This is a genomic window from Leptospira idonii (assembly GCF_004770995.1).
Classification (GTDB): Bacteria; Spirochaetota; Leptospiria; order Leptospirales; family Leptospiraceae; genus Leptospira_A; species Leptospira_A idonii.
On record NZ_RQHW01000042.1, the window covers coordinates 26,175 to 51,919 of the forward strand.

Here is a 25,745-nt window from a genome sequence, read left to right on the forward strand (position 1 = left end):
ATGACATCTTCCCAACCGGAATCAAAATCGCTTCTTCGATTTTTCGGCTTAGCCGAATTATCCGCTCACGGTCCCAAGGGCATTTTGGCTTTTTGGGTGATTCTGGGAATGGCGTTCTTTTTGTTCGGAGACCAGAATTTGATCGCTCCGAATATGAAAAATATTGCGGCTTCTTTCGGGATTACGGATCAGAAAGAAATCGATTGGAAGTTCGGCGGGTTGATACCTATCCTTTTTTTCATTCTGGGGGGAATCGTTTCCCTTTCTATGGGTTACTTTTCACAGATTTTCTCCAGAAAGCGTTTGTTAGTTGCAACAGTATTTCTGGGAGAAATTCCCTGTCTTTTGACTGCCTTTGCGGATAATTACGATCAGTTCCTCATCTTGCGTACATTATGCGGATTCGGATTGGGAGGAATTTTTCCTCTTCTATTCAGTCTCATCGGAGATTATTTTTCCACACAATCCAGAGGAATCGCAGTCGGTTATGTTTCTCTTGCCATGGGGTTAGGAGTGGGGGTGGGACAGCTCGTAGGAGGAATTTTGGGAGGCGCAGATCCCATCAATGGTTGGAGAGATTCGTTCCTTTATATGTCCGTTCCTTCTTTCGCTTTCGTTTTCATTTATATGTTCTTTTGCCAGGAACCGAAGAGGGGAGGAGCGGAAGAGATTCAAGGCGCGGACGAACTTTCCCATAAAATCAGTCTGAAAGACTTCAAGGTTTTGTTTCATAACAAAACGAATTTGGGAGCCTTCTTACAGGCATTACCCGGTTGCATTCCTTGGGGAGTGTTTTTCGTATTTTTGGCGGATTACTACGAGCATACATATCATTTACAGAAAGAGTCCGCTGCCGGACTCATTACATTTGCTGCCATCGGGATCTTTATCGGAACTTTTTTCGGAGGAGTTCTAGGGCAATATCTCTACGGCCTGAATCGAAAATATCAGCCTTTACTTTGTTTGGTGACTACAACGATCGGTGTAGTTCCTGCGATAGCACTTCTTTATTCTCATTCAATCGCACATGATCCGATTCCTTTTATCGCTCTAAATATCTTTACCGGAGTTTTGATCTCCATCACAGGCCCGAATGTACGTTCTGTCCTGATCAATGTGAACACTCCCAAAGCGAGAAGCGCTATCTTTTCGGTATATAACCTTACGGACGATTTAGGAAAAGGATTGGGTCCTGCCATCTCTGCCATCATTTTGGGAATTGCACCGGATGATCGAGGTTTGGCACTTTCCATTTCCATATTATTTTGGATTCCTTGCGCTCTTGCCTGGTTCTTGATTTATTTTAATTATGAAAAAGACGAAAATTCGATGAAAGAACAACTGAAATCGGAATTGAAACAGCAAAGGGTTTAAATTTGAAACATTTTCTTTTGGATATAGAAGGGACGACTGCTCCTATTTCTTTCGTGCACGAAGTTTTATTTCCTTACGCAAAGAAGAGGCTGGACTCTTTTTTAAAAACATACTCCTGGCCGGAAGACTTATTCTCTTTGATCGAACAGGAGTTTACAAAGGATAAAAAGGGAAAAGATGTTAAGTTTTCCGATCTTTTTCCCGCATCGGTATCTTTGACAAAAGAGAATGTATCGTCTTATTTTAGTTATTTGATCAGTGTGGACAGAAAGTTTGGTCCTTTAAAAGAGATCCAAGGAAAAATCTGGAAAGAAGGTTATGAGTCTTCCGAGATTCAAAGTACAATCTATCCGGATGTGGTCGATTTTCTCAAACAAGCCAAAGAAAAAGGAATTCTCTGTCACGTATATTCCTCAGGAAGTGTGGAAGCTCAAATTCTCATTTATCGTTATTCCAATTTCGGTGATCTCACCGGCTATTTTTCCTCTTATTTCGATACCTCCGTGGGTGGAAAAAGAGAAGTTGGAAGTTATCAGAATATATTACAAACATTAGGTGCCTCAGCAGAAGAAGTTTCCTTTTTTACTGACATTGTAGAAGAAGCGGAAGCGGCAAACTCGGCTGGGATTCGATCTTTTATTTTGGATCGACCTGGGAATCTACCTCAGCGCCAACATTCATTTTCGGTGATGCAAAAGCTCGAGATAACTTCTTTATAATTATTTTTTTTTGTTCTTCAGGTCAGGAAGTTTGATTTCGATTTGTTTCAAACGATTCCAAATTCTCTTTAAGGTGACTCTAAAATCTTCCTTCTCTGTCGATTTTTCCTGAGACTGAGCAGTCGGTTGTTGGAGGCTTACCATTTTAGAAATAGGGACGGACGAATTCTGAGGAGCAATCGCATTCAGACCCAAATCTATTTTTAAATACTTTCTTTTGATGATTTTAAAATCGATCTTAGCGTTGAGTAATCTTACTATTTCGAGTATGATCGCCCACTTCACTTTGTTCGGTGAGAGTGTTTCATAGTTTTCGATCAGTTCGTTAAAGAGCCTCATCGTAACCTTTGGATTGCTATGGAAAAGAAGGAAACGAAAGTGGATGTTTCCTTTTAGATCTTGAGTGATGATCAAGTCGTTGTGAGAGAACTCCTTAAAAGGAGGAAAGTCCACCAAACGAACCACAATCGAATTCACCAAATCCAAACTATTATTGATTTCCGTTTCCGGATGTACTTTGATCGAATAAGTGATTTCATCGTCAGGAATTACGTCTTTAATGAAACTGATGAAGTTGACCTGGTCTTTGAATGGAACCTCTTTCATTACTTCCAAACGGGAAAGTTCGATGATATCATCCATCACAGTATCAATGGACGATTGAATGGACAGTACTTCCTTGATGATCGTCTTCTCTTTCGCTTTTTCAGTACCTTCTCTGAACGATTTCAATTTCTCTTTCATCTGTTGAAGAGGGCCGGAAATCATCGCATCCATGTAAAAGAAAATCTTTTCCCGCAATGAATCCGCTTCTTTCAATCGGTCGTATCTGCTTTGTAGCTTTCGTTTCATCATAAGAAATTGGAAACGAAGAGCCAGAGTCATCAAAAGAAGATAAACTAAAAAGCTGGTTTCTAAAGAGGACGTCGCATTCAAATACCCTCTTTCGATCAGAACTTCTTTAAAGATCGCATAAAGAAGATACACTAAGGCAGTCAAATGGATCAAGGCGCCTTTTGCATTCTCTCTTAACTTATGAAAGGTGAGATAGGTCGCATAACCGACTACGAAGAAAAGGTGGATGTCCCAATATCCGATGAAGTTGTACCAAAATACAGGTTTTGGAATTACGATAAATACGAGCAAAAATAGAATTTGGAAAACTAAGTAAACCAGTTGGTAACGGAAAGGTTTAAGCTCGAAAAAGTCCTGAATGAATTTGATGAACCCATAAGGAAGGATAAGTAAAAATCCGTACTCTATGAGTTTGAATGCCAAAAAATGATCCCAAAGAAGAAATCTGGATTCGTTTCTGGACAGTTCGAACGCAGAGAAGATAAGTGCAAGGATACTGAAACTCAAGTATTCTTTTTTATCAGGCATTTTGAAATAATTGATAAAGAAGAATAATGCGATGAAGAGATAAAAGCCGACAAATATAAGTTCTACGAGGGAGTCGTAGAAATTTCCTTCCAAAGCTTCCTCATAAGTAACCACTCGTATCGGACCGGTAATGATCCCTGCGGAAGTGCTTAGATCGGAATCGATTTTAATGACTAAAATGTTTTCCCCTTCCAAAAGGAGATGATGAGGGATCGGATAAATTCTAGGTCTTCCGAAGGAATAGTCGTCCGGGTTTTCTCCGAAAGCGGAATTGTTTTTTCCGATTAACACTCCATTGATGAAAACTTCGTCCGATTGATAGATCCTTCCTAATTGCAGAGACAAAGATTTTTCGTTTTGATCTTTTGTGATTTCGAAGGATTTACGAATCCAGATAGGGCCTCTATAGGAACGATTTATGTTTCTGAAGTTTCCTGGGACTTTAGTTAGTTCCAAAGAGTTCGCATTGAAGTCAGGATTGAGAATGTCCGTAGAATGTTCGAATTGGATTCCCCAGTCTTCTCCTTCCAAGGAAACGGCCACGGTGGATTTGTCCGTAACTCTGGAGCAGTCTGCAAAACCAACTAACAAAAGTAATAGAGCGATCTGAAGGAAAAAACGATTTTTGATCATATCTTTTTCCCTTTTTCCGGGAATTTCACTGTGAACTTAGCTCCCATTCCTTCCGCCGATTTTAAGGTTACTGACCCGCCTAAAAAGTTGGCTGTAGCTTGCACTAAAGTAAGTCCGATTCCGGCGCCCGGAATTTCGCTTTTGGTTTCTTTGTAACCTCGAACGAATTTTTGGAATATGGTTTCCATTTCGATTTGGCTAAGTCCCAAACCCTCATCCGTCACAACCAAATAGTCGAATCCGTCTTTTTGATAAAACTCTATACTTACTTCCGTTTGTATATTCGTATAGATGTATGCGTTTTCCACCAAGTTACGGATGATCGCAAACAATAGTTCAGGGGGTTGATGAATTTCGAGTGATGCCGGTTTTACTTCTATGGAAGTGTTTTTTCTTTTTTGTCCAAGATGGTTTTCAATCGATTCAACACAAGTAAGGATGAGTTCGCTGACATTAAAAGTTTCGAATTTAGGCTGATAGGTTTTGTCTTCCAGTTTTTTTAATAGAAGAGCTTCTTCCACCATATAACTCATGTAAGAAATATGATCTTCCGCTTTTTTGATGATTTCCGTAGGGGATAAAGCCTTTACTGCTGCTTTAGATTTTGACTTGGTAGCGGGAGCTTTGTTCGGTCTTGAGATTTTATCGATTGCGATATAGATCTTTTCCATCCCTGATTTGAATTCGCTGGAAAGGTTGAGCAAAAAGCCGGTTTTGACTCTTTCCATTTGGATCAGGTCTTTTTCCTGAGACATGAAGTTTTGAAGTCCTAACACCATATCATTGGAAAGCTGGATGGAGATCATAACTAAAAATAATAAGAATCCTAGGAAGATCGTGCCTGGAAAGGATATGATTTCCAGCGCAGAAAGACTGTCGATCAAGATGGTAGGCAAAAGGCATCCTAAGCCGATTAGAATATAGCGAAGTTTGATTATGTTTTGTCTTCCGTGTTTGAGGAAGAGATAGGAAGCAAGTCCTAAGGCTACCGGTAGAGCGTAGTTGAAAAGAGCGATGACTAAGATCCAAGATTTGGGAGTTCTAAAGAAAAAGGTGATGATGAATAAAATTCCCAAAAAGACTTCATAACAAAGCAGAACCAGATTTCTTTTCACTTTCAAATATTGATGAAGAAAGTTGAGAAAAAAAGGAGGAAGGCAGATCAGTACCAGAAGTTCCACCACGTAAGACCAAGTGAAACTTTCGAACAAAATGTTCCTATGTTGGGTTCTTAAAAGGACGTAAAATCCTATGAAAATGGAAAACAGAGCGAAGAAAAAATTCTCTCCCGTTCTTCCTCGAACGATCGATCCTACTAGGAAATAAATTCCCATAAAGATGAATACGTATCCGCACACCATCGGAAAGATTTCGCTTGTGAACAGATTTTGTCTGAGTTTTCTTTCTTTATCAAGAACCGGGGCTACTTTCAGTCCGTTTAAGTTTGTGGCTGCATAAATTCGAATCGCGATGGTATTGTTTCCCGCTTTGAGAAGGTGAGTGGGAAGAGAGTAGATTCTCACTTTCTGAAAATCGACATCTAATTTAGGTAATACGTTCCCCGTTTTGTCGATCAGAGTTCCGTTCAGATAGAACTCATCTATATCCCTGATTCTTCCCAATTGAATGGCGATCGGTTCTGCGGGAGTTGTGAAATTTTCAGGAAGAAGGAAGGAACATCGATACCAATGGTATCCTGTTAGGTTTTCCGTTTTGGAAATACCGTAATCGGGAACCGATCGTTTCACCCAGAAACTTTCCTCTACGGATTCGTCTCTCCAGTCGAGATTGTCTCCTTTTCTGAATTGCCAATTGTCGACTAACGTAATAGGGCGATCCCACGAGGATATGAAAGTCCCGCAGGATTCGCTTTTGATTTCCGAGGTGAATAATACCGAGAAAAGGATCACTCCTAATCCCAGTTTGCTGAGACTGGAAGAAGAAATCATATCGGCTCGACGTTTCGAATTGCCTCTTCGATTTCTTTGAGCTGAGTGGAGATACGCGCATCGATCGCTCCCACGTCGGTTTCGATGATAACTCCGCCTCGATCCACACGAGAGTCTTCGTAGATATTGACTTTACGAAGAGATTCCATAAGTTTGATGAGTTCGTCTTTGTGAGCCGTGGTAAGTTCAAGGTCGGCAAAGTTAACTCTGATATCGATACGGTCACGGTCTTTGATTCGTTTCATCGCTTCGCGGATATTATTTAGAACGATTTCTTTACGTTCGATGATTTCGTCTTTGATTACTTTTCTGGCGATGACTAGAATCATCTCCACCATTTGTTTTTCGGAAGCGGCGATCATTTCTTCCCGAATGTCGATCGCCTTACCGATGATTGTTCCTAATCGGTCGATGAGTCGTCTAACTTCCCCTTGACCTTTTTTGAAACCGACTTCTCTACCTGCATCGTAACCTTTTTGGTAAGCTTCGTGTTCGATCTCGGCCTGTTTCATTTCGGCCTCTTTGATCATCCTTTCCACTTCCATTTTGGCGCGGTCTAAGATTTGTTCCGCTTTGGCCCGACCCGAATCCTCTTCCAGTTTGATTTTTTCTTTGGAGTCTTGGATCATTTGGAAGGCTTTCGTTCTGCCTTCCTCTTCGATTTCTTTTGCGCGTTTTTTTGCGTCTTCTAAGAGCTGTCTGACTTGCTCTTCCGTTTCTTGTCTGTATCTTTGCAGTTCGGCTTCGATCTCTTCGATCGAGGGACCTTGGTACTGCTCTATGATATTTCCTTCTTGGTCGATTTCGAAATCGTCTTGTTCGTCTGATTTATGAAATTTTTTATACTTATCCGGAAGTTGGATCTCAACTTCTTCTTGTAAGTCGGCAATCTGGATGGGTTTAAATACTAACTTTGCCATATACTTACTTCATTCTCCAAAGTTTCACTTTGCCTTCTTCGATGTCTTCTCTCAGTCGGTCTAAAATCCCTTTTTGGGATTCTTCGATTTCGGCAAGAGAAACAGGGCCTAACGAATCCCATTCGACTCGAATCTCTTTGATCAGCCAAGCTTCGAGATTTTCGAAGATCTGTTGCTTGAACGAAGTTTCCACTCCCTTTAGAGCGCAGGCTATCACTAAAGGATGGATTTCTGAGAAAAATCGAGTCAGACTCGTTCTTCCTAAAAAGAGCAAGTCCTCCATACGAAGGTAGTGTTCTATTATAGTTTCGGCAAATTCAGGGCTTTTTTTCTGAATTCGGTCGATTAAATTTTGAGAATGTAAAAAAGGGAGACGGGTGAGCAGTTCTCCTGCGGTTTTGGCCTTTCTGCTTTTGACCTTGCCTACTGGCATTTTTTTTTCGATCAGGTCGGATTTGAATCTAAGGAATCTTTCCAATTCGTCTCTTTCCCTTTCGGAATGGAAATCGATTTGGGAGATGGCTAGTATGATTTCTTCTCTCAGGGAATCCGGATAAAGGGAAATGACTTCTGCGGCTTTTTCAGGGTCGGAGAATGCCAAAAGGCGAGCGATGACCCGAGGAGATTCCTCACTGGCAAGTCGTGCCAGCTCTTCTTTGCTTTTTTGGGAGAGAGTTTCCAGGTAGGATTGGGAATTTTCCTCTTCTTGCAGGATTTCTTCCAGAAGTGCTGCCAGTTCGTTTTCGGGAGGGGTGGGTTTTTGTGGTACCTCCTCCATTCCCCGATACAAAGAATCCACAAAAACTTCTTTTTGCTGCTTTGCCGGCTTAAAATGCAACTGAGTGGCAGGAATCGGAACCGGTTTTTTCTTCAAAAAGTCCGTAAAGGACAGAAGAATATTTCGTTCCTCTTTCAAGGTAGGTTTCACATTGTCCCCGACCTTTTCCAAAAGTTTTTCGATTTCTTCTGTTTTTAGATGATCGAAGACTTCGTCCGGCAGATAACGACCCAAAATTTGGTAGGCGAGAGCTGCTTTGTTTTTGCCGGAATTCCTTTGCATTTGGGTGACATAATAGTAGGGAGGCTTGTGCTGTACAAACTAATTTTTTTACCTCGATGGGAATCTGAAAGAAGAGGGCAGTCGTTCTTTGTAAGAGGTACTACATTTTCTCTAATGTAGTATTTTTCCAGACAAGACAAATCTTCCTTTTCAAAAGAAGAATCGTCTCATTTGGTGAGATGGTGACATTGCGATTGGGAAAAAGCCCGTTCCTGTTTTTATTTCTTCTTTTCTTTTGGAATTGCAATCCGTCTCATCCAGAACTTCGAGTGAAAGAAGGGAAAATCGATCTTTCCCATTTCGATTTTAGCTCAGGTCAGTTCGTAACATTGGAAGGAGACTGGGAATTTTATCCCGATCAATTTTTATCTCCTGATGTTCCTCCTCCATCTAATCCCTATTATCTGACTGTTCCTAAACTTTGGAATCAGGCTCCTGTCACATCTTCGTTTCGTGATGGACAGGGATATGGAACCTATCGTTTGGAAATCAAACTTCCTCCGAAAGAAGACAGATACGCTGTTTATGCTCCCGAACAAAGAACCGCATTTAGAATCTTTATGGGAGAAAGAAGCATTCACAGCGGAAGAGTGGGGACTTCTATGAAAAGTTCCCTCCCTAGTTTGCAGGGACAAAACTTCATTCATCCTGGAAAAGACTCGGTCGTATTTCTAATGCATGTTTCCAACTTCCATCATAAAGAAGGAGGGATCGTGTCTCCTCCTTTGATCGGAAACGGAGAATCCGTACAGAACTATGTTCTTGCGAAAGGCACTTTGGATCTGGCATTCACCGGTGCGATTTTTATGTTCGGAATCTATCACTTCATTCTGTTTTTCTATCGCAACAAACAGAAAGAAGCTTTCTTTTTCGGACTGTTCTGTCTCATCTTTTCCGTCAGAATTCTTTTTACGGGAAGCAAAACCATCTATGCGATCACAGAATCCATACCTTGGGATCTGATGATGTATGTAGACTACGGCACCTCGTTTTTGTTAAGTGCCGTCTTTCTCTGGTTTATCGAAGGTCTTTTCCCCAGATTCATAAATACGAACCTCATCCGGTTCTATACCGCAGTTGTTTTCTTCTTATTGGTTTTGATCTTGATTCTTCCTCCGATCCAATACACAAAGTTCGAAACTCTGTTTCAGATTTTAGGACTGGTTGTCTTTGCTTCCGTTTTAATGCGGCTGTGGCAGATGTATCTTAGAAGGCTTCCCGAGGCAGGAATCTTTCTTTTAGGTTCTCTTTTGTTGTTTTTGGGTTTCTTTGCGGACGTATTGACCGCATTCAAAGGACAAGGTGAATCTTCTCTTTCTCAAGTATGTTTGTTTTTATTTTTCGGGGTTCAATCCACAATCATCACTCTTCGCACTGCGAGAACATTCGATAAAAGAAAACAATTGAAGGATGATTTCGAAACATCGAACGATACTTTCATCCAAACGAATCGTTTTTATGAAAAGTTCATTCCTAGGGAATTTTTGCATTATCTGGAAAAGGCTGGTATCGAAGATGTCTCGTTAGGCGATAGCAACCAGAGAGAGATGACTGTCGTTTTCGCAGACATAATGGAGTATTGGGACATCATATACAGCGTTCCCTTGGAGAATCGAATTCTTTTCACCAACTCTTATTTGGGTAGAATCGGTCCGTGCATTAGTAAAAACAACGGCTTTATAGATAAATATATCGGAAGTGCCGTCATGGCATTGTTTGACGGAGGGATCCAGAATGCGATCGCTGCGGCAACGGACATCCAATGGGAATTGGAAAAATACAACGTAAGAAGAAAGGAATATGGATATATTCCTCTTCATGCAGGAGTGGGAATTCACTCCGGTGATACCATGCTCGGGATTTTAGGGGAAGCGGAGAGGATGGAAAGCACAGTGATTTCCGATACGGTGAATTTGGCCAGCCGCATCCAAGGTCTCACAAAAACATATTCCGCAAGAGTTCTTGTTAGTTTAACGACTCTTATGCTACATGAAGATTTGGATACGATTCCTTACCGCATTTTGGATTTCGTGAGAGTGAAAGGAAAAACCGAAACAGTTATGATTGCGGAAGTATTGATCCCCGGTATCGACGAGGTTTCCGATCGTAAAATCCAGAACAAAGATCTGTTTGAGTCCGCTATATTCGATTATGAAAGAGCAAATTTCGCATCCGCATTGGAAGGGTTTCATACTGTGTATAACGAGAACCCGGAAGATAAAGCGGCAGAAATCTATATTAAAAGATCCGAATATTTTCAGTCGGCAGGCGTAGGAGAAGGCTGGGACGGGGTGGCAGATTGGGAAAAATAAAATTCAATCTGGGCATTTCTCTTTTGTTGTCCGCTTTCTTCATTTGCGGATGCCAAAAAGAGGACGATGTAAAAGCGGTTCGAGGTTTATTCGATCTTGCCGGAACTGGTTTTTCTTATGAAAAACGTTCGTTAGATGGTGAGTGGGAATTTTATTGGAATAATCTTGCGGACTTTGCTGCCATTGATGCAACCTCCGATGATAAAAAGGTTTATGTAAAGGTTCCTAGTTCCTGGAATTCCTTACTTCCCGAAGCGAAATCAGGGCAAGGATACGCTACGTATCGTTTGAAACTGCGTCTTCCTCATTACGGAATCAGATATTATTTCCGCCTTCCTCCCCAAACAAGCGCATACGAGATGTATATCAATCGCAAGAAGGTGTCCGGATCGGGAAAGGTGGGAGCTCGCCCGGATGAGTCCGAAGCCAAATATCAAATTCAATACGCTTCCTTTATTCCCAATTCTTACGATTCCGAAATCATCATTGCGGTCAGCAATTATCATCATGCAAGAGGCGGATTTAGAAAATCCATAGAGTTCGGTTCCAAAGGAAAGATCCAGGGACAGTCTTTGATGTTCTCTGCGGGAGAAGTTTTTGTTTTCGGAGCCCTTCTTTCGATGGGTCTTTACCAGCTAACAGTATTTTTGCTGAGAAGAGAGGAAAAAAGTTCTTTTTTCTTTTCCATATTTTGTTTTTTAACGGGAACGAGACTTCTTGTCCTGGATAATTATTACATCATGTATATTTTCCCCAATTTCTCTTGGGATTTGATGCAAAGAATCGATTATATTTCCGCTCCTTTGCTTGTTGCCGTCTATATCACTTATGTAAGAACTCTATATCCTCTCAAAACGGATGTTTCGGATTGGATGGTTTCTTCTTCTTGGATCTCCTCAGGACTTTTCTCCTTATTCGTTCTATTAACACCTGCTACTATTTTTACGAAAACGAATCTGCTCAGTCAAACTTTCATCCTTTTTTATAGTGTATGTATTTTCTACTCCATTACCAAAATATATATCCAAAAAAGGAAAGACAGTCGTTTGATTTTTTACGGTTCGATCTTTCTTTGTGTAGGATCTCTTCACGATCTTTTTACAGGTAATTATTGGTTCAAATCTCATCCTGTTATGGGATTCTTTCTATTCTTCTTTTTTCTGGTGCAAGGGATTCTTCTTTCCAGACGGAATGCACGGATTTACTCCTCTATGGAAAAAATGACTGAGGAACTGATAGAGATCAATAAAAGATTGGAACGATCCAATGTCGCCTATTCGAAGTTTGTTCCTTTGAAATTTTTGGAATCTTTAGGTAAGTCGAAAAACATAGATATGAAACGAGGGGATTACATCGTTAAAAATATGACTGTGTTATCCTCCGATATCCGGGATTTTACCGCTATTTCCGAATCTCTCAGCCCTCAGGATAACTTTCTTTTTTTGAACGACTACTTGAGCCGTGTCGGTCCCATCATTCGATCCAAAGACGGTTTCATCGAAAAGTATATCGGAGATGCGATCCTTGCCTTTTTTGAAAAGGGACCGGACGATGCGGTGATTGCCGCAGTAGAACTGCATAAGGCGATTGCATTCTGGAACCAAAATCGAAAAGAAGACAGATTCCCAAAAATCAATATAGGCGTGGGAATCCATTTCGGTGAATTGATGTTAGGTGTGATTGGAGAAGAGGATCGTATCGAAAGCGCTGTTCTTTCCGATACGGCGGGAATCGCAAACACGTTGGAGTCTATGACTAAAAAATACGGTGCGAAAATTATACTCAGTCTTGATGCTCTTCTGGAAACGAAAGAACCTGATCATTATCCGCACCGTATTCTTGATTTCGTAAAAGTTCCTGCAAAAAAGAAGTTAGTCGGTATTGCAGAGATATTAATCCAAGGTTTGGAAGAATCTTTCGACGCGAAGATCCAAACCAAAGACCGCTTTGAAAAAGGTGTTCATGATTTTTGGGATGGAAATTTCGAAGTCGCATTAGACGAATTCAATTATGTATTAGCTACAAACTCTTCCGATATCGCTGCGAAATTATACAAAGAAAAAGCAATCTCATACATTCAGAATGGAACTCCTCCCGGTTGGGAGAAAATATAGTTAATAATTATTTAACTGATAAAACGCCTGCTATCTAAATCATGGTAAAAGAGATTTTACCGTTGTTTGGAGTGTGTAGTCATGGATGAGGATTCTGCTTTTCACAAAAGATTAGAACAAGAAATCAAAGAGAGAAGTTTAAATGCGGATCGTTGGTTTCTGATCGCCTTTTTTATCCATATCCCTGTTTCTATACTGTTTTCCTTACCTTACGGCACTTATATCCCCACTTTAATTTCCGGTCTCTTCGCCTTTTCCCTAGGATTCCTTTCTTATCTTCTGTTTAGAGGCCAAAGAAAGTTAAGGATCATCAATGGATGTTTGATCATGTTGTGGTCTGCGATTTTAATCCAAGCACAGTTAGGGCGGATTGAAATGCATTTTCATGTGTTCAGTGGACTTGCACTTTTATTGATCTATGAGGATTGGCTCGTATTTTTAAGCGGGGGGCTCTTCATTGCAGTTCATCATGCTTTATTCAATTATTTTCAGCAGATAGAGTTGTCCGTGGCAGGTTATCCGATCGAAGTTTTTAATTACGGATGCGGATGGGATATCGTAGGGATTCATGCTTTTTTCGTGATCGTGGAATGTTTGGCGTTAGGGTATCTTGCGATTGTTTTTCATAAACGTTTGGAGTCGCAAATTCTCAGTTTGACGAAATCAGAAGAAATTTCCGATCATTTGAGAACCTTGATCGGAGAAGCGAAACAAAAATCAGAAGATTTTCAATCCGTCTATCAAATACTGATTCGTTCTTCCGAGGAATGGGCGGAAAAAAATTCGATTCAAAACAATTCCTTGAATGCAATTGCAGCAAGCATTCAGGAAAACTCTTCTCAATCCGATAGAATTCTTTCTATGGGAAAGGGGCAGAGCGAAGCCACTCACGATTTATTGTCGATTTCCAATCTTTTTGTAAACCGCCTCAATCAATTTCGTAATGTCGCCAAACAAGCGAGAGGGAATATGTTGTCAGCAATTTCTCAGGCGGATTACAGTGAAAAAGGAATCGATGCATTGGTAGCTTCCTTTCACGGCTTAAACTTATACAGCCAGGATATGGATCGTTTTTTGAAAGTGATCAAAGACATCGCCGAAAGAGTCAATTTGCTTGCGTTAAATGCTGCGATCGAGGCTGCAAGAGCGGGAGATGCAGGACAAGGATTCAGTGTCGTCGCACAGGAAGTATCTAAACTTGCAGATTCCACCAAGGCCGCTTTGAAAGAGATAGGTAATATTGTTGCTGCCATGATCGCAGAGATTCAGAAAAGCGAAGAGAAGTCCAAGGAGATTTCCAAAATCAACGGAGATTTTACCGGTATGGTAAAGTTAGCCGGTCATTCTTTGGAATCGGTGGAAAGAACCTTAACCGATGCGGAATCCGATCAGAAACAATTTCAGGATCAGATATTGAAAGTGGCTGAGAACAGTGATGTAGTCGTGGTTTCTGCGGAAGAACAGCATTCTATCGTTTCGCAGATTAACAACGAATTGTTGGAGTTGAAGATCTCAGTTGCGGAATCGAACCAACTGGCCGAAAAAATCACTTCGATCGTAAACGATACGGATAAAGGTTTTAAGGAATTGAATCAAATCGTTCATGAAATTGTCTAATCTCTCTCAAAATTCGATTTTTGCCGTCATTCTTTTGTTATGTGTCGGAGTGCTGTTCTCTTTTTCCTTTGTTCTCGAGAAAGGCGGATCCTACCTTCCCTTTCGAAAGGAAATTCGATTCTCGGATGGGAGGGAAGCTGGAAACGGGAAGATTGTTCGAATTCTGCCGGAAGATCCTCACGACACTTTGGTTTTTTCCGGATTTTTGGATTGTCCTACCGTTTGCGCCACTTCTCTTCCTTGGCTGGAGAAATTGGGGGAAGCCGCAGATTCTAATTCTCTCCGACTGGTATTTTTGGATCTTTCCGGGGATTTTGGAGACGAGAAAGAGGAAATCCACCGGATGAGGTTCCCTCATGTGGTGAGAATTGTGGTACCTCCGTCAAACCAACGAGAAATCCTCTCTCAATTAGGACTCGACCGCTTCGAAAAGAGCCATCATTCCGCCCGCCTTTTCATCCATGAAAGAAAATCGGACAAAATCACCTGGCAAAATCGGGTAGGAGAGAAGTTTTACAAAGATTGGTCCAACCGGCACAGAAATTGACATATTTTTTTGAAAAAGTTCTTGTCGAGCTTCTGTAAATGAACGAGAGTCATTATTACGGAGCCGATTATGACACAAGCCACTCTCTCTCAAACCAGTACTGCCGGATCTTCCATCGTACCGGAAAATGTTAAAAGTTTTACTCCTTCCGATATCAGCCGTATTTTCCCCGCTCAAAAAACCAAAGCTTTAGAACTTCGTTTGTCCACTGCGAAGGAACGGATTACCAAACTAAAAAAACTGAAAGCGACCATCTTCAAATACCAAGATGAAATTCAAAAAGCCCTTTATTCCGATTTTCAAAAATCAGCAAGAGAGGTCGACATCTCCGAAATCCTTCCTTCTATCGCAGAGATCAATGATTCGATCCGCCATTTGAAGCATTGGATGCGTCCGGTCAACGTTAGCACTCCTCAGACGCTCATCGGTTCTACAAGTAAAATCGTTTATGAGCCGAAAGGAGTTTGTTTGATCATCGCTCCTTGGAACTATCCGTTTCATCTGGCGATTGCACCTTTGGCGGCTGCGATTTCTGCGGGTAACACTGTGATGTTGAAGCCGTCTGAGTTCACTCCTAAGACAGCGACCGTATTGAAAGTGATGTTATCCGAGATTTTTTCCGAGAATGAAGTTGCAGTATTCGAAGGGGATGTTTCCGTTTCCACCGCTCTTTTAGAGCAACCTTTCGATCATATCTTTTTTACAGGATCCACTCCTGTCGGTAAGATAGTAATGGCCGCTGCGGCGAAGAACCTAACAACAGTTACTTTGGAGTTGGGCGGTAAGTCGCCTACAGTTGTGGCGGAAGATGCCGATTTGAAACTCACTGCAGAAAGAGTGATGTGGGGGAAATTTTTAAATGCAGGACAAACTTGCGTCGCTCCCGATTATCTCCTGCTTCCTAAATCGAAAGTAGATGCATTTGTAGGATATGCAAAAGAGGCGACTGAAAAATTCTTCAATGCGAAGGAAGATGGTTTCGCCGAGAATCGTGATTTTTGCCGCATCATCAATAACAAAAACTTCGGAAGAGTTTCTTCTTATATAGAAGATGCCGTTCAAAAAGGAGCCAAGGTGGCTTACGGCGGTAAGGTGAATGGCAATGAGAATTTCATCGCTCCTACAGTGTTAGTGGATGTTCCTTTGCATGCTAGAATTATGGAAGATGAGATTTTCGGACCGTTGCTTCCTATCGTCACTTACGATTCTCTGGATGAAGCGATCGGAATCATCAATTCCAAGCCGAAGCCTTTGGCATTGTACATTTTTACGGATCGTTCCAAAACGGCGAAATACATTCTGAAACGAACCAGCTCCGGAGGAGCTGTTGTGAACGATGTGATTTTACATTTGGTAAACTCCAATCTTCCTTTCGGAGGAGTGAATCATTCCGGTCATGGAAGTTATCATGGTCTGTTCGGATTCAAAGCTTTCTCTCACGAAAGATCCGTTTTACAAACTCCTAAACTATCGATCGTGAAGATGATGTATCCTCCATACACAGGTTTTGTGAAGTTCATCGTAGATTTCACTACTAAGTGGTTCGTATAAGTCGGGAGCGAGCGATTTCAAGTTCTATTGAATTTTAGAATTAGAATTGTTCTTAGGAGAAATATAATTTCCTAATATACGAAATTGAAACGACTCTAACTACCTGTCGTGGGAAGCTGGTTTCAGGTATGGAAACCAGCACTCCCGCTTACTTAGAAGAACTAAGGAATACCTGGAAGAGCCAACCTTTCTCTTTAGGTATTCCCATCATTGATCTGCAGCATATATGGCTCGTTCATATCATCATCAAACTAGAAGTAGTTTTATCCGATTTGAACCGTCCTGCATTTTCCAAAGATATCAAAGTTTCTTTCAGTGAGGCATTGGACTATGTATCCGAACACTTTGCCCTTGAAGAAAATATTTTAGAACATTTCAATTATCCCGATCTAGAGGAACATGTCAAAGGGCATCGACTTTTCGTAGAAAGGTTGATCGAAAAATTTCACGGTTCCGAAAATTCTGAAGTCGCCGCATTAGGATTGCTTCAAATTCTGAAGAAGTGGTTGTTTCAACATATTTTGCACGATGATCGTGCTTATTCTGATTACTTCAACCAGCAATCTGTCAATTTAAGGGACTATTGCAACGAACTACTGCAATCCGGTCAGTTTCCAATTTCTAAGGCGCAGTTTCTTTTGTACCAAAACATTCAGTCTTCTTTGGATGAAGATACGTCTTTGCGTCCAACCGAAACAAAAGATGTAGTTCATGATATACGAAACATTTGGAAGACATATAATCTTGTAACTCATATTCCTATCATCGATCTACAACATATCTGGCTATTGAAGATGGTAGTAGAATTGGATCGGGCTTTAAAGTCGGGAGAGCAGGAGTCGGAAGTGTTTCAGAGAACGGTCAATATGGCCATCGAATACACTCAGGTTCACTTTACTTTGGAAGAAAAGATTATGAGATACTTTCGTTTTGTGGATGTGGTCTCTCATATGTCTCAGCACAAACGATTTGTAGAGTTCGTGAAACTGCGTTATGAAGAGTTTAAGAACGGTGATTCAAGTGCGGCTCAACATCTTGTTCAAGATTTGAAAAATTGGCTTCTATCCCATATCGCCTTCGAGGATAAAAAGATCGGATTCAGTTTCCAGAATCGAATCCGAGAGATTCTGGAATTTACCAAAAAACTTCATGCGCGAGGGGAGACGGAAATCACCCCCGACCAGCAGGCTTTATACAAAGCGGTGATCCAGGAAGAGAGTTGAGTGCGGGCGGGGGGACCTAGGGTAGGGCCCTGATTCGAGATCTTTTTCATTTGCCATCTGGTTTTTTCCGAAAAAACCTGTCATACATCTATGGAATATGAAGTAATTATCGGACTTGAGGTCCACGTTCAGCTCAATACGGTTTCTAAGATCTTTTCAACGGCAACCAACGAATTCGGAGGTTCCCCTAATACTCATATTTCCACACTTTGTGTCGCACTTCCTGGCACCTTACCAGTATTAAATGAAGTGGTTCTGGAGAAAGCGGTCCGAGCAGGATTGGCATTAGGATGTGATATTACGAAATTCACTAAGTTCGATAGAAAAAATTATTTTTATCCTGATCTTCCCAAAGGATATCAAATTTCTCAGTTTGATAAACCTTATGCTACGAAGGGTGGTCTTCATGTGAAATGGAAAGGCCAAGAGACCGAAAAATTCATACCACTCACTCGTATTCATATGGAAGAGGATGCAGGCAAACTCATTCACTCCCACGATCCGTCTGTGAATCGTTCTTATGTAGATTACAACCGTGCAGGAACCCCCTTGATCGAGATCGTTTCCGAACCGGACATCCGATCTTCGGAAGAGGCGTATGCTTATTTGAATGAGTTGAAAACAATCTTGCGTTATGTGCAGGTATCCGACTGCAATATGGAAGAAGGATCTCTGCGATGTGATGCGAACGTATCCATCCGCCCGAAGGGCGAAGCAGGATTTAGAACCAGAGTGGAAATCAAAAACCTCAACTCGTTCAAAGCCGTCAAACAAGCGATTGATTATGAAGTTGAATGGCAGAAGGATATGTATTCACGCGGTGAAAAATTTCACCAGATGACTAAACTTTGGGATGCCGCTCTTTTGAAGACGATTCCTATGCGATCTAAAGAGATGAGCCACGATTATCGTTATTTCCCAGAGCCGGATCTTCCTGCATTGGTGATTACGGATGAGTACATAGATGATATTCGTCGTCATCTACCCGAACTACCTAGGGCAAAAAAAGAAAGATATATTAAAGAATTGGGACTTCCCGAATATGATGCAGAAGTATTAACTAGCGAACGAGAGATAGCTGAGTATTTTGAGAAAGCACTCGTTTATTCTAAAGATGCAAAAAAAACATCTAACTGGGTTAAGGATGAAGTATTAGGAATCGTGAATAAAGAAAATATTTCCATTCATGACTTTACGGTAGGCCCGGAGCGCATCGGTCAGTTAGTCGCATTGATCAATAGCGGAGATATTTCAGGAAAAATTGCTAAGACAGTATTTGAGGATATGCTGACTTCTACAGATGCTCCAGAAGCAATTGTGAATGAGAAAGGTTTAAAAGTAGTTCGAGATGATAAAGCGATTGAAGAGATCATTGTAAGAGTCATTGCTTCTCAGCCTGAATCGGTAGAAGCTTGGAACAACGGAAAAGATCGAGCACTCGGAGCGATTGTTGGTGCTGTAATGAAAGAAACTAAAGGTAAGGCTGATCCAAAATTGGTGAATGAATTGATTTTAGCAAAGTTAGGTCCTTTAGGAGAAAAGAAAAAAGCTTAAATCGAGTCCTCCTCCTTCTTGTCTTGAAATTTGGAACCAATTCGAATCTTCAAAACCTCTTCTGTCATTGGAAGAGGTATGTATGGAAACGGGAATTTCTAAACCCTGGTTGTTGGTTCGTAAAGAATGTTTAAGCGAATCCTCGGAAGAGTCTCTTTATTGTTTCGAATATGATGGTACTGTTTGTACATCTTTTTTGGTTCCAGATCAACATGTAACTGCCCTTTCCGTCTGGAAAGGGCAACGATATTATTTTTCCGCTAGAATCCGTAACCTATTGGAAGAATCCGCTCATCTTATTTATTATGGATCGATTTCTCAAAGGAGAACTAAGGTGACTCGATCTTATCAAAAAACTGGACTTTCATTGCGAAAAGTGAGTGGTCGAGTAGAATCCCAAGACTTAGTTGAAATGGATATGATGGCTCAGGCCCTTCAGGTTTCTAGAAGTAGATTACTTGTGCTGTTATTAGAATGGGAGCAATTGGGCTGGCTTGGGTTGGTCCGTGAGTTGGGTCTTGCGAGAGGTACCACATCATACACGAGAAAGCTCATCTCCACCCAAACCCTCGATAAAACAACTCACCCAGATTCTGCTCGTCACATCATAAAAGTTGCTCTTTATTTTGATTCTTAGTAACTGATTCTATGGACAGAACCGAAATCTACCTTTAATCGAAAGGCCTTTTCCAAACTGAGGCCCTTTCTTTTGCAAAGGATTGCTCGAATGGGGGCAGAGTGGGAAACAACCATAAGCCGTTGCTTTCCAATCTTTGATAGTATATTTGCATTTTCAGAGAGCCACCATTCTTGTGCTAGTTGATCTATTCTCAAAGAAAGTTCGTGAAAGGATTCCCCTCCGGGCGCATTTTGATTTACAAAATCGGCCATCCAGGGCTCGGTTTCTTCCTTGGGAATGTCGTTCCACATTCGGCCTTCCCAGCTTCCGAAATCCAATTCCATCAATCGTTCGTCAGTTAGAGGAGGATCCAGATGAAAGTGGGAGGCGAGGGAATCTGCTAATGTTTTGGCTCTAGGTAGCGGGCTTGCTAGAATTATTTCTGGAGTAGCATAACCTTGATCCATCAATTGTTGGAGAACCAAATCTCTAGTGACCTCTACAGGTTCTTTTAAGGGAAGATCCAATCTTCCGTAACATAAACCTTTCGGCGCAATTGTTTCCGGATGGCGAACTAAATAGATATCCATAGAAAGATTCCCCATATCCAAATCAAAGTTTCTATTGATTGCTGCACTGCTCCTAAACAATCTCCTGTAAATCCGCCTATCCATTGTTTCATGAGAGATGAAAAATAATTACGTATCAATAGGGCGGGCAAAAGGAGCAAGCTGAAAAGAGGGGATATGTAGATGAGTATTCCTAGAGGCAAAAAACCCCCGATCGCAGAAAAGATAAATTCTCCCTTCGTTAGATTCTTTGCCATCGGTTTGGAATATCCTTCCTCTTTTGCATAGTTGTGAGTGATCATAAAACTTAAAGAAATAAAGCGGCTTAAACTATGGGCTACAACGAACAGAAGCCAAACCTTTACTAGAGTTACTAAGTTATCTTCAAAAATGGAAATGATGTTTTTTCCTTCTTCCGAAAAGGAGTGAATTCCGAAAATCGAATCCATCGGTTTTAAGGATTGAAATGCTGCCGCTACTTTTAAGATCAATAACAAACTTAATCCTGCGGCTCCAAAGCTTCCTACTCGACTATCCTTCATAATACGGAGAATATCTTCTCTTTTCCATCCTCCTCCGATCCCGTCACAGAAATCGGAAAATCCGTCTTCATGAAAACATCCTGTAATGATGATTAGAAACCCTAGGCTCAAAATGAATGCGACTAAAGTTCCGAATAGAATTTGAAAAATAAAGAAAACGATAAATCCTAAACTTCCCAATATCCATCCGACAAACGGCGAATATTTGATGGAAGTATCAAGCCATTCCTCCTGAAATCCGACCCACTTCGGAATCGGTAACCTGGATAAAAACCAGATAGCAATGAAAAATAGTCTGATTTCATGAACTATAAATTGTATAAATTGCATCATTTTGTTTTTCATACTAATCTTTATCACTTACCCCTGCTTCTTCAAAAGAAGCCATCTCGTTTAAGAAACGGACGCTCATTTCTAATAGAGGATAGGCGGCCAATGCCCCCGTTCCTTCTCCCAATCTCATATTCAGATCTAAGAGAGGTTTGATTTGATAGTGTTCTAAGACAAGTCGATGTCCTTTCTCTTCGGATTTATGTGCAAAAATACAATAGTCTTTTATGTTCGGTTGCAATTGATGTGCGATCGCAAATCCGGCGGTGGCGATAAACCCATCGATCAGAATTGTTTTTTTCTGACGGGCCGCTTCCAAAATTGCCCCCGCCATCATCCCTATCTCAAACCCCCCATATTCCGCAATAATGTCAATACCGGAATGGGGAATTCCTCCTCTCCTTTGTGCTTCGGATAAAATCTTAACTTTATGATTTCTTCCCTCTTGATTTAACCCTGTTCCGCTTCCCACTAGTTCAGAGAGAGGGATCCCTGTTATGCAACTTAACAACATAGAGGCGGATGAGGTGTTTCCTATCCCCATCTCTCCGAATAAAAGCACATTCGTTTTTGCAAATTCTTCCCGCCTAAGAAATTCCATTCCTCTCTGTAAACACGTTTCTGCTTCTTTCACGGACATCGCAGGTTTTAGTTTGAAGTTATCTGTTCCACGTCTAATCTTTGTTTGGTAGAGAGAAGCATGGTTTGTTTGCCACTCGTGATCGACTCCTGCATCGACCACCTTAATTTGGATTTCGTTGTATTTTGCAAATACATTGCAGCAGGCTCCTCCTGCTAAAAAATTTTGCACCATCTGCCAAGTTACTTCTTTCGGATAGGCACTCACTCCTTCGTCCGTTATTCCATGGTCGGCGGCAAAAAGCAGTAGGATCGGATCGATCAGTTTAGGTGTCAGAGTGTTCTGAATTTCCGCAATCTGAAGGCTGATTTTTTCCAAGTGCCCTAAGGCTCCTAAAGGTTTCGTTTTACGATCTATTTTATGCTGAATTTTGTCTCGCAAAATCGTTGTTACTGGTTGAATTTCGGGTAGGGAAAAGGATGACATATCAAAATCATCATTTATCGGATCTCTTCTCAGATCGAGATTTTTTGGACTTGGTTTCTATTTCCCGTTTTCAGATTTGGTCATCCCCCTAAAAAAAATCCACCCTGGCTTCCCTTTGGAGGCTTTACTCTTAGAGACCTCTCTGTCACTATGTCACTTGAACCATGGAAGATTTTACACATTTACACCTTCATACCACATATTCGATGCTGGATGGCGCCATCCGCATCAGTGATCTTATGAAGCGTGTAAAAGAGCTGGGGATGAGCTCCGTAGCCATCACAGACCATGGTAATATGTACGGCGCTATCGAATTTTATAAAGAAGCCGTCAAACACGATGTCAAACCGATTATCGGTTGTGAATTTTATGTTTCCCCCTCTCGATCCGCTGAAACTGAAATGGATGAAATTGCGGATGGGGGTGCCTATCATATCATCCTGCTTTGTAAAAATGAAGTAGGATATCGAAATATCATCCGTCTTGCCAGTCGTTCCTTTACGGAAGGCTTTTATCGTAAACCTAGAATCGATTATGATCTTTTGGAGAAACACAGTGAAGGACTTGTTTGTCTGACTGCATGCCTTGCCGGAGAAGTCAACCGTAAGATCCTGGAAGGTAAAGAAGATAAGGCGTATGCGTTAGCTGGTAAGCTTCATGAGATTTTCCGCAAGGAAGATTTTTATATGGAGATCCAAGACCACGGAATCCCGGAGCAAAAAACTGTCGCCGAAGCGGTGATGGGATTTTCCAAACGAACGGGAATTCCTTTGGTACTTACCAACGATTCTCACTTCCTTACCAAGGACGATAGAGAAGCGCAAGACATCTTACTTCGTATCGGGATGCGTAAAAATATCGATGATGAGATGCGTTTCGGTTTCAACGAAAATTTTTACGTAAAAAGTCCCAGGGAAATGTTTTCTCTTTTTCCGGATCACCAAGATGCATTTTACAATACTTTGGCGATCCGGGATAAATGTTCGCTTAATTTTCAATTCGGCAATCCTCTCCTCCCTCCTTTCGAAGTACCGAACGGATTCGATACGGACTCATATTTGGAAAAATTAGTTTGGGACGGGATCAAGGAAAAATACGGAGAAATCACTCCGGTTGTAAAAGAAAGAACCGATTTCGAAATGCAGACAATCCGTAACATGCATTTTGCGGGATACTTTCTCATCGTCCAGGACTATATCAACTTCGCCAGAAGAACAGGAATCCCCGTCGGACCCGGCCGCGGTTCCGCAGCCGGGTCCATCATCGCTTATGCATTAGGCATCACGAATGTGGATCCTATCCGTTATAATCTTCTCTTCGAAAGGTTCCTCAATCCTGATCGTAAGGACATGCCGGATATCGATACCGACTTTTGTGTGGAGAGACGGGAAGAAGTCATCAACTACATTAAACATAGATATGGTGAAGATAGAGTAGGACAAATCATCACTTTCGGTTCCCTTGCTGCAAAAGCTGCGATCAAAGACGTAGCAAGAGTTTTCAACGTTCCTTTCTCGGAAGTGAACGAGATGAGCAAACTCTTTCCTAAAAAACTGGGAATCACCATCCAAGAGGCGATCGATACTTCCAAAGACCTGAAAGATCTCGCTGAAAAAACGGAACTCAATAAAAAAGTTTTTTCCATCGCTCAAAAGCTCGAAGGTAACTATCGTCAGGTGGGAAGACATGCTGCAGGAGTCGTAATTGCTCCATCTCCTCTGGAAGAAGTGGTTCCCCTTTCGACGGTCAGTGAAGCAGGTAAGGATGGGAGATCCATCGTCACCCAATACGACAAAAATATGTCGGAGCAGGTGGGACTCATCAAGATGGATATCTTAGGTCTCAAAAACTTAACTACTATCCATCATGCGACTAAAATCATTGAAAGAAGACACGGGATCAAACTGGATCTCGATAAAATTCCGTTAGACGATCCGAATACTTTCAGTCTTCTCCGAAAGGCGAACGTTTTAGGGATCTTCCAGTTGGACTCTTCGACGGGAATCCGCGACCTTTTTGCCAAAGCACAAGTTCAGAAATTCGAAGAGATTGCCGCCTTGCTGGCGTTATATCGTCCAGGTCCGATGGGTTCGGGGATGTTGGACGATTATTTGGAGCGAAAAAACGGTAAAAAGAAAGTTATATATCCTCACGAAAGTTTGGCACAAGTTCTTTCCGAAACTTACGGAGTGGTCGTTTATCAAGAGCAGGTGATGGGTATCTCCCGAATCATGGGAGGATATTCCGTAGGAGATTCGGATGTTCTTCGTAAGGCGATGGCAAAAAAGGATAAATCGAAACTCCCTGCCTTAAAGGAAAAATTCGTAAAAGGTGCTAAGGAAAAACAAATTTCCGAAAAACTCGCCACGGAACTTTTCGAACAGTTGGAAAAATTCGGAGAATACGGTTTCAATAAATCTCACTCCGTGGCGTATGCATTCGTCACCTATCAAACTGCCTACCTCAAGGCGAACTATGCGATCGAATATATGACCGCTCTTTTATCGGGAGATCACTCCAAAATTACGGACGTGGTTAAATACATCAATAACGCTAAGGAAATGGGAATTCGTATCCTCGGACCGGATGTGCGTGAATCAGATATTTCCTTCGAAATCACGGATGATAAAACGGTTCGATTCGGATTATCTTCCATCAAAGGAGTGGGGGAACTTGCTGCGGAAAACATCCTCGCCAACAGAAAGAAGTTAGGCGGTTATCCGAAGATAGACGATTTTGCAAAATATCTGGACACTCGTCTTGCGAACAAAAAGGTTCTGGAAGCATTGGCGCAAGGAGGAGGATTCGATTCTTTCGGATTCAGCCGTAAAACCATATTCGAATCTACGGATGCTATTCTTTCCTATGCTCAAAAGAAACAGGCAGAGGAAAAAGAAGGTCAATTTTCATTGTTTGGTGCCGCAACCGCCGGCTCAGGTTATGACCTCATTCTTCCTAAAGACGGAGAAGAATGGAACTTCGATGAATTTTTAAAGAAAGAAAAAGAAACCACGGGATTATATCTATCCGGCCACCCTTTGGATAAGTATGCGGATCAACTTCGTTCATTAAAACCGACAACGATCGAAAGATTGGAAGATGTCCGTCCTAAATCCAAAGTGGAAATTGCGGGAGTTCTTTCCAAAAAACAAATCAAACTTACCAAAAAGAAAGACGAATTCATCAACTTTATGTTAGAGGATCAGACCGGAGAGATCGAATGTGTCGCTTTTCCTAGAACCTATGCCGATTTTAAACCTCTTTTCGTAGAGGACAAAACCATCTTCATTCGAGGGGTTCTGGAAAGAGTCGATACGGAAGAGTCCGAACTCAGAGGACAGATCATCGTCAATCAAGTGGAAGAGCTGAACCAAATCACGATCGAAAAGAAAATGGAAAAAACTCTCCATCTAACGATTGATATGGCGGAAGAAAAAAATAGAGAGATCATTCTGAAACTTCAAGACGTACTTTCCGTTCATAGGGGAGGGTCTGCGGTTTTTTTTCATCTTACCGGCACGGGAGAAAAAAAAGTCATCCGTGCCCATGATCATTTTTCCATCGAGATTACGAACGATTTAATGAAGACTCTTTCCGATATATTGGGCACGGGAACCGTTCGTTACACAGTGGGAGAAGAAGTAAGAGTCTTCGGTTAAAGTT

At 41.4% G+C, this 25,745-nt stretch carries 18 protein-coding genes; 11 read left to right on the forward strand and 7 right to left on the reverse strand.

Translation table 11 applies throughout. The features are described 5' to 3' along the window. Positions 1-1,374, forward strand: coding sequence for an MFS transporter (locus EHS15_RS10695; protein WP_135760565.1), 1,374 nt, complete (start codon positions 1-3; stop codon positions 1,372-1,374). Continuing rightward, the gene (gene mtnC / locus EHS15_RS10700) at positions 1,353-2,093 is read left to right on the forward strand and encodes an acireductone synthase (protein WP_135760566.1); all 741 of its coding nucleotides are present in this window, start codon (positions 1,353-1,355) and stop codon (positions 2,091-2,093) included. Before EHS15_RS10695 ends, mtnC begins: the two co-directional genes overlap by 22 nt. Here the strand turns inward: mtnC and EHS15_RS10705 are convergent, their stop codons facing one another. The 4 genes from EHS15_RS10705 to EHS15_RS10720 are packed head-to-tail and all read right to left on the reverse strand — an operon-like array spanning position 2,094 to position 8,038. After that, on the reverse strand, positions 2,094-4,109 hold the full coding sequence (locus EHS15_RS10705; RefSeq protein ID WP_135760567.1) for a 7TM-DISM domain-containing protein: 2,016 nt from the start codon (positions 4,107-4,109) through the stop codon (positions 2,094-2,096). Then, positions 4,106-6,058 (reverse strand): sensor histidine kinase, encoded by a 1,953-nt coding sequence (locus EHS15_RS10710; protein WP_135760568.1) that lies wholly within the window; start codon positions 6,056-6,058, stop codon positions 4,106-4,108. The genes EHS15_RS10705 and EHS15_RS10710 overlap by 4 nt, the downstream gene beginning before the upstream one ends. Continuing rightward, positions 6,055-6,978: a flagellar assembly protein FliH gene (fliH, locus tag EHS15_RS10715; RefSeq protein ID WP_135760569.1), complete on the reverse strand. Its 924-nt coding sequence runs from the start codon at positions 6,976-6,978 to the stop codon at positions 6,055-6,057. The genes EHS15_RS10710 and fliH overlap by 4 nt, the downstream gene beginning before the upstream one ends. 4 nt (positions 6,979-6,982) lie before the next feature. Next, positions 6,983-8,038, reverse strand: a complete 1,056-nt coding sequence (locus EHS15_RS10720) for a FliG C-terminal domain-containing protein (protein ID WP_135760570.1) — start codon at positions 8,036-8,038, stop codon at positions 6,983-6,985. Between the two features lie 179 nt (positions 8,039-8,217). On the opposite strand from EHS15_RS10720, the gene EHS15_RS10725 reads away from it, so the two are divergent. The 8 genes from EHS15_RS10725 (at position 8,218) to EHS15_RS10760 (ending at position 19,593) form a co-directional block, all read left to right on the forward strand. Further along, on the forward strand, positions 8,218-10,350 hold the full coding sequence (locus tag EHS15_RS10725; RefSeq protein WP_135760571.1) for an adenylate/guanylate cyclase domain-containing protein: 2,133 nt from the start codon (positions 8,218-8,220) through the stop codon (positions 10,348-10,350). Continuing rightward, entirely contained in the window at positions 10,338-12,464 is a 2,127-nt protein-coding gene (locus tag EHS15_RS10730) for an adenylate/guanylate cyclase domain-containing protein (RefSeq protein WP_135760572.1), read from the forward strand. Before EHS15_RS10725 ends, EHS15_RS10730 begins: the two co-directional genes overlap by 13 nt. Before the next feature lie 81 nt (positions 12,465-12,545). Further along, positions 12,546-14,081, forward strand: coding sequence for a methyl-accepting chemotaxis protein (locus tag EHS15_RS10735; RefSeq protein ID WP_135760573.1), 1,536 nt, complete (start codon positions 12,546-12,548; stop codon positions 14,079-14,081). Next, the gene (locus EHS15_RS10740; RefSeq protein ID WP_135760574.1) at positions 14,068-14,628 is read left to right on the forward strand and encodes a thioredoxin domain-containing protein; all 561 of its coding nucleotides are present in this window, start codon (positions 14,068-14,070) and stop codon (positions 14,626-14,628) included. The genes EHS15_RS10735 and EHS15_RS10740 overlap by 14 nt, the downstream gene beginning before the upstream one ends. Positions 14,629-14,697: 69 nt before the next feature. Further along, entirely contained in the window at positions 14,698-16,179 is a 1,482-nt protein-coding gene (locus tag EHS15_RS10745) for an aldehyde dehydrogenase family protein (protein ID WP_135760575.1), read from the forward strand. 128 nt (positions 16,180-16,307) lie between these two features. Beyond that, positions 16,308-17,402: a bacteriohemerythrin gene (locus EHS15_RS10750; protein WP_135760576.1), complete on the forward strand. Its 1,095-nt coding sequence runs from the start codon at positions 16,308-16,310 to the stop codon at positions 17,400-17,402. A 90-nt stretch (positions 17,403-17,492) separates the two neighbouring features. Beyond that, entirely contained in the window at positions 17,493-18,956 is a 1,464-nt protein-coding gene (gatB, locus tag EHS15_RS10755) for an Asp-tRNA(Asn)/Glu-tRNA(Gln) amidotransferase subunit GatB (protein WP_135760577.1), read from the forward strand. Between the two features lie 82 nt (positions 18,957-19,038). Further along, positions 19,039-19,593 carry a DUF1564 family protein gene (locus tag EHS15_RS10760; RefSeq protein ID WP_135760578.1) on the forward strand — a complete coding sequence of 185 codons (555 nt, stop codon included), beginning with the start codon at positions 19,039-19,041 and terminating at the stop codon, positions 19,591-19,593. Here the strand turns inward: EHS15_RS10760 and EHS15_RS10765 are convergent. The 3 genes from EHS15_RS10765 to cobT are packed head-to-tail and all read right to left on the reverse strand — an operon-like array spanning position 19,590 to position 22,082. Then, positions 19,590-20,165 carry a histidine phosphatase family protein gene (locus EHS15_RS10765; protein WP_135760579.1) on the reverse strand — a complete coding sequence of 192 codons (576 nt, stop codon included), beginning with the start codon at positions 20,163-20,165 and terminating at the stop codon, positions 19,590-19,592. The two genes, EHS15_RS10760 and EHS15_RS10765, sit on opposite strands and share 4 nt — an antisense overlap. Further along, positions 20,150-21,007, reverse strand: a complete 858-nt coding sequence (locus tag EHS15_RS10770) for an adenosylcobinamide-GDP ribazoletransferase (RefSeq protein ID WP_135760761.1) — start codon at positions 21,005-21,007, stop codon at positions 20,150-20,152. Before EHS15_RS10770 ends, EHS15_RS10765 begins: the two co-directional genes overlap by 16 nt. Positions 21,008-21,032: 25 nt before the next feature. Next, the gene (gene cobT, locus EHS15_RS10775; RefSeq protein ID WP_135760580.1) at positions 21,033-22,082 is read right to left on the reverse strand and encodes a nicotinate-nucleotide--dimethylbenzimidazole phosphoribosyltransferase; all 1,050 of its coding nucleotides are present in this window, start codon (positions 22,080-22,082) and stop codon (positions 21,033-21,035) included. A gap of 164 nt (positions 22,083-22,246) precedes the next feature. On the opposite strand from cobT, the gene dnaE reads away from it, so the two are divergent. Then, positions 22,247-25,741: a DNA polymerase III subunit alpha gene (dnaE, locus tag EHS15_RS10780; protein ID WP_135760581.1), complete on the forward strand. Its 3,495-nt coding sequence runs from the start codon at positions 22,247-22,249 to the stop codon at positions 25,739-25,741. The last annotated feature ends 4 nt before the right edge of the window (positions 25,742-25,745 follow it).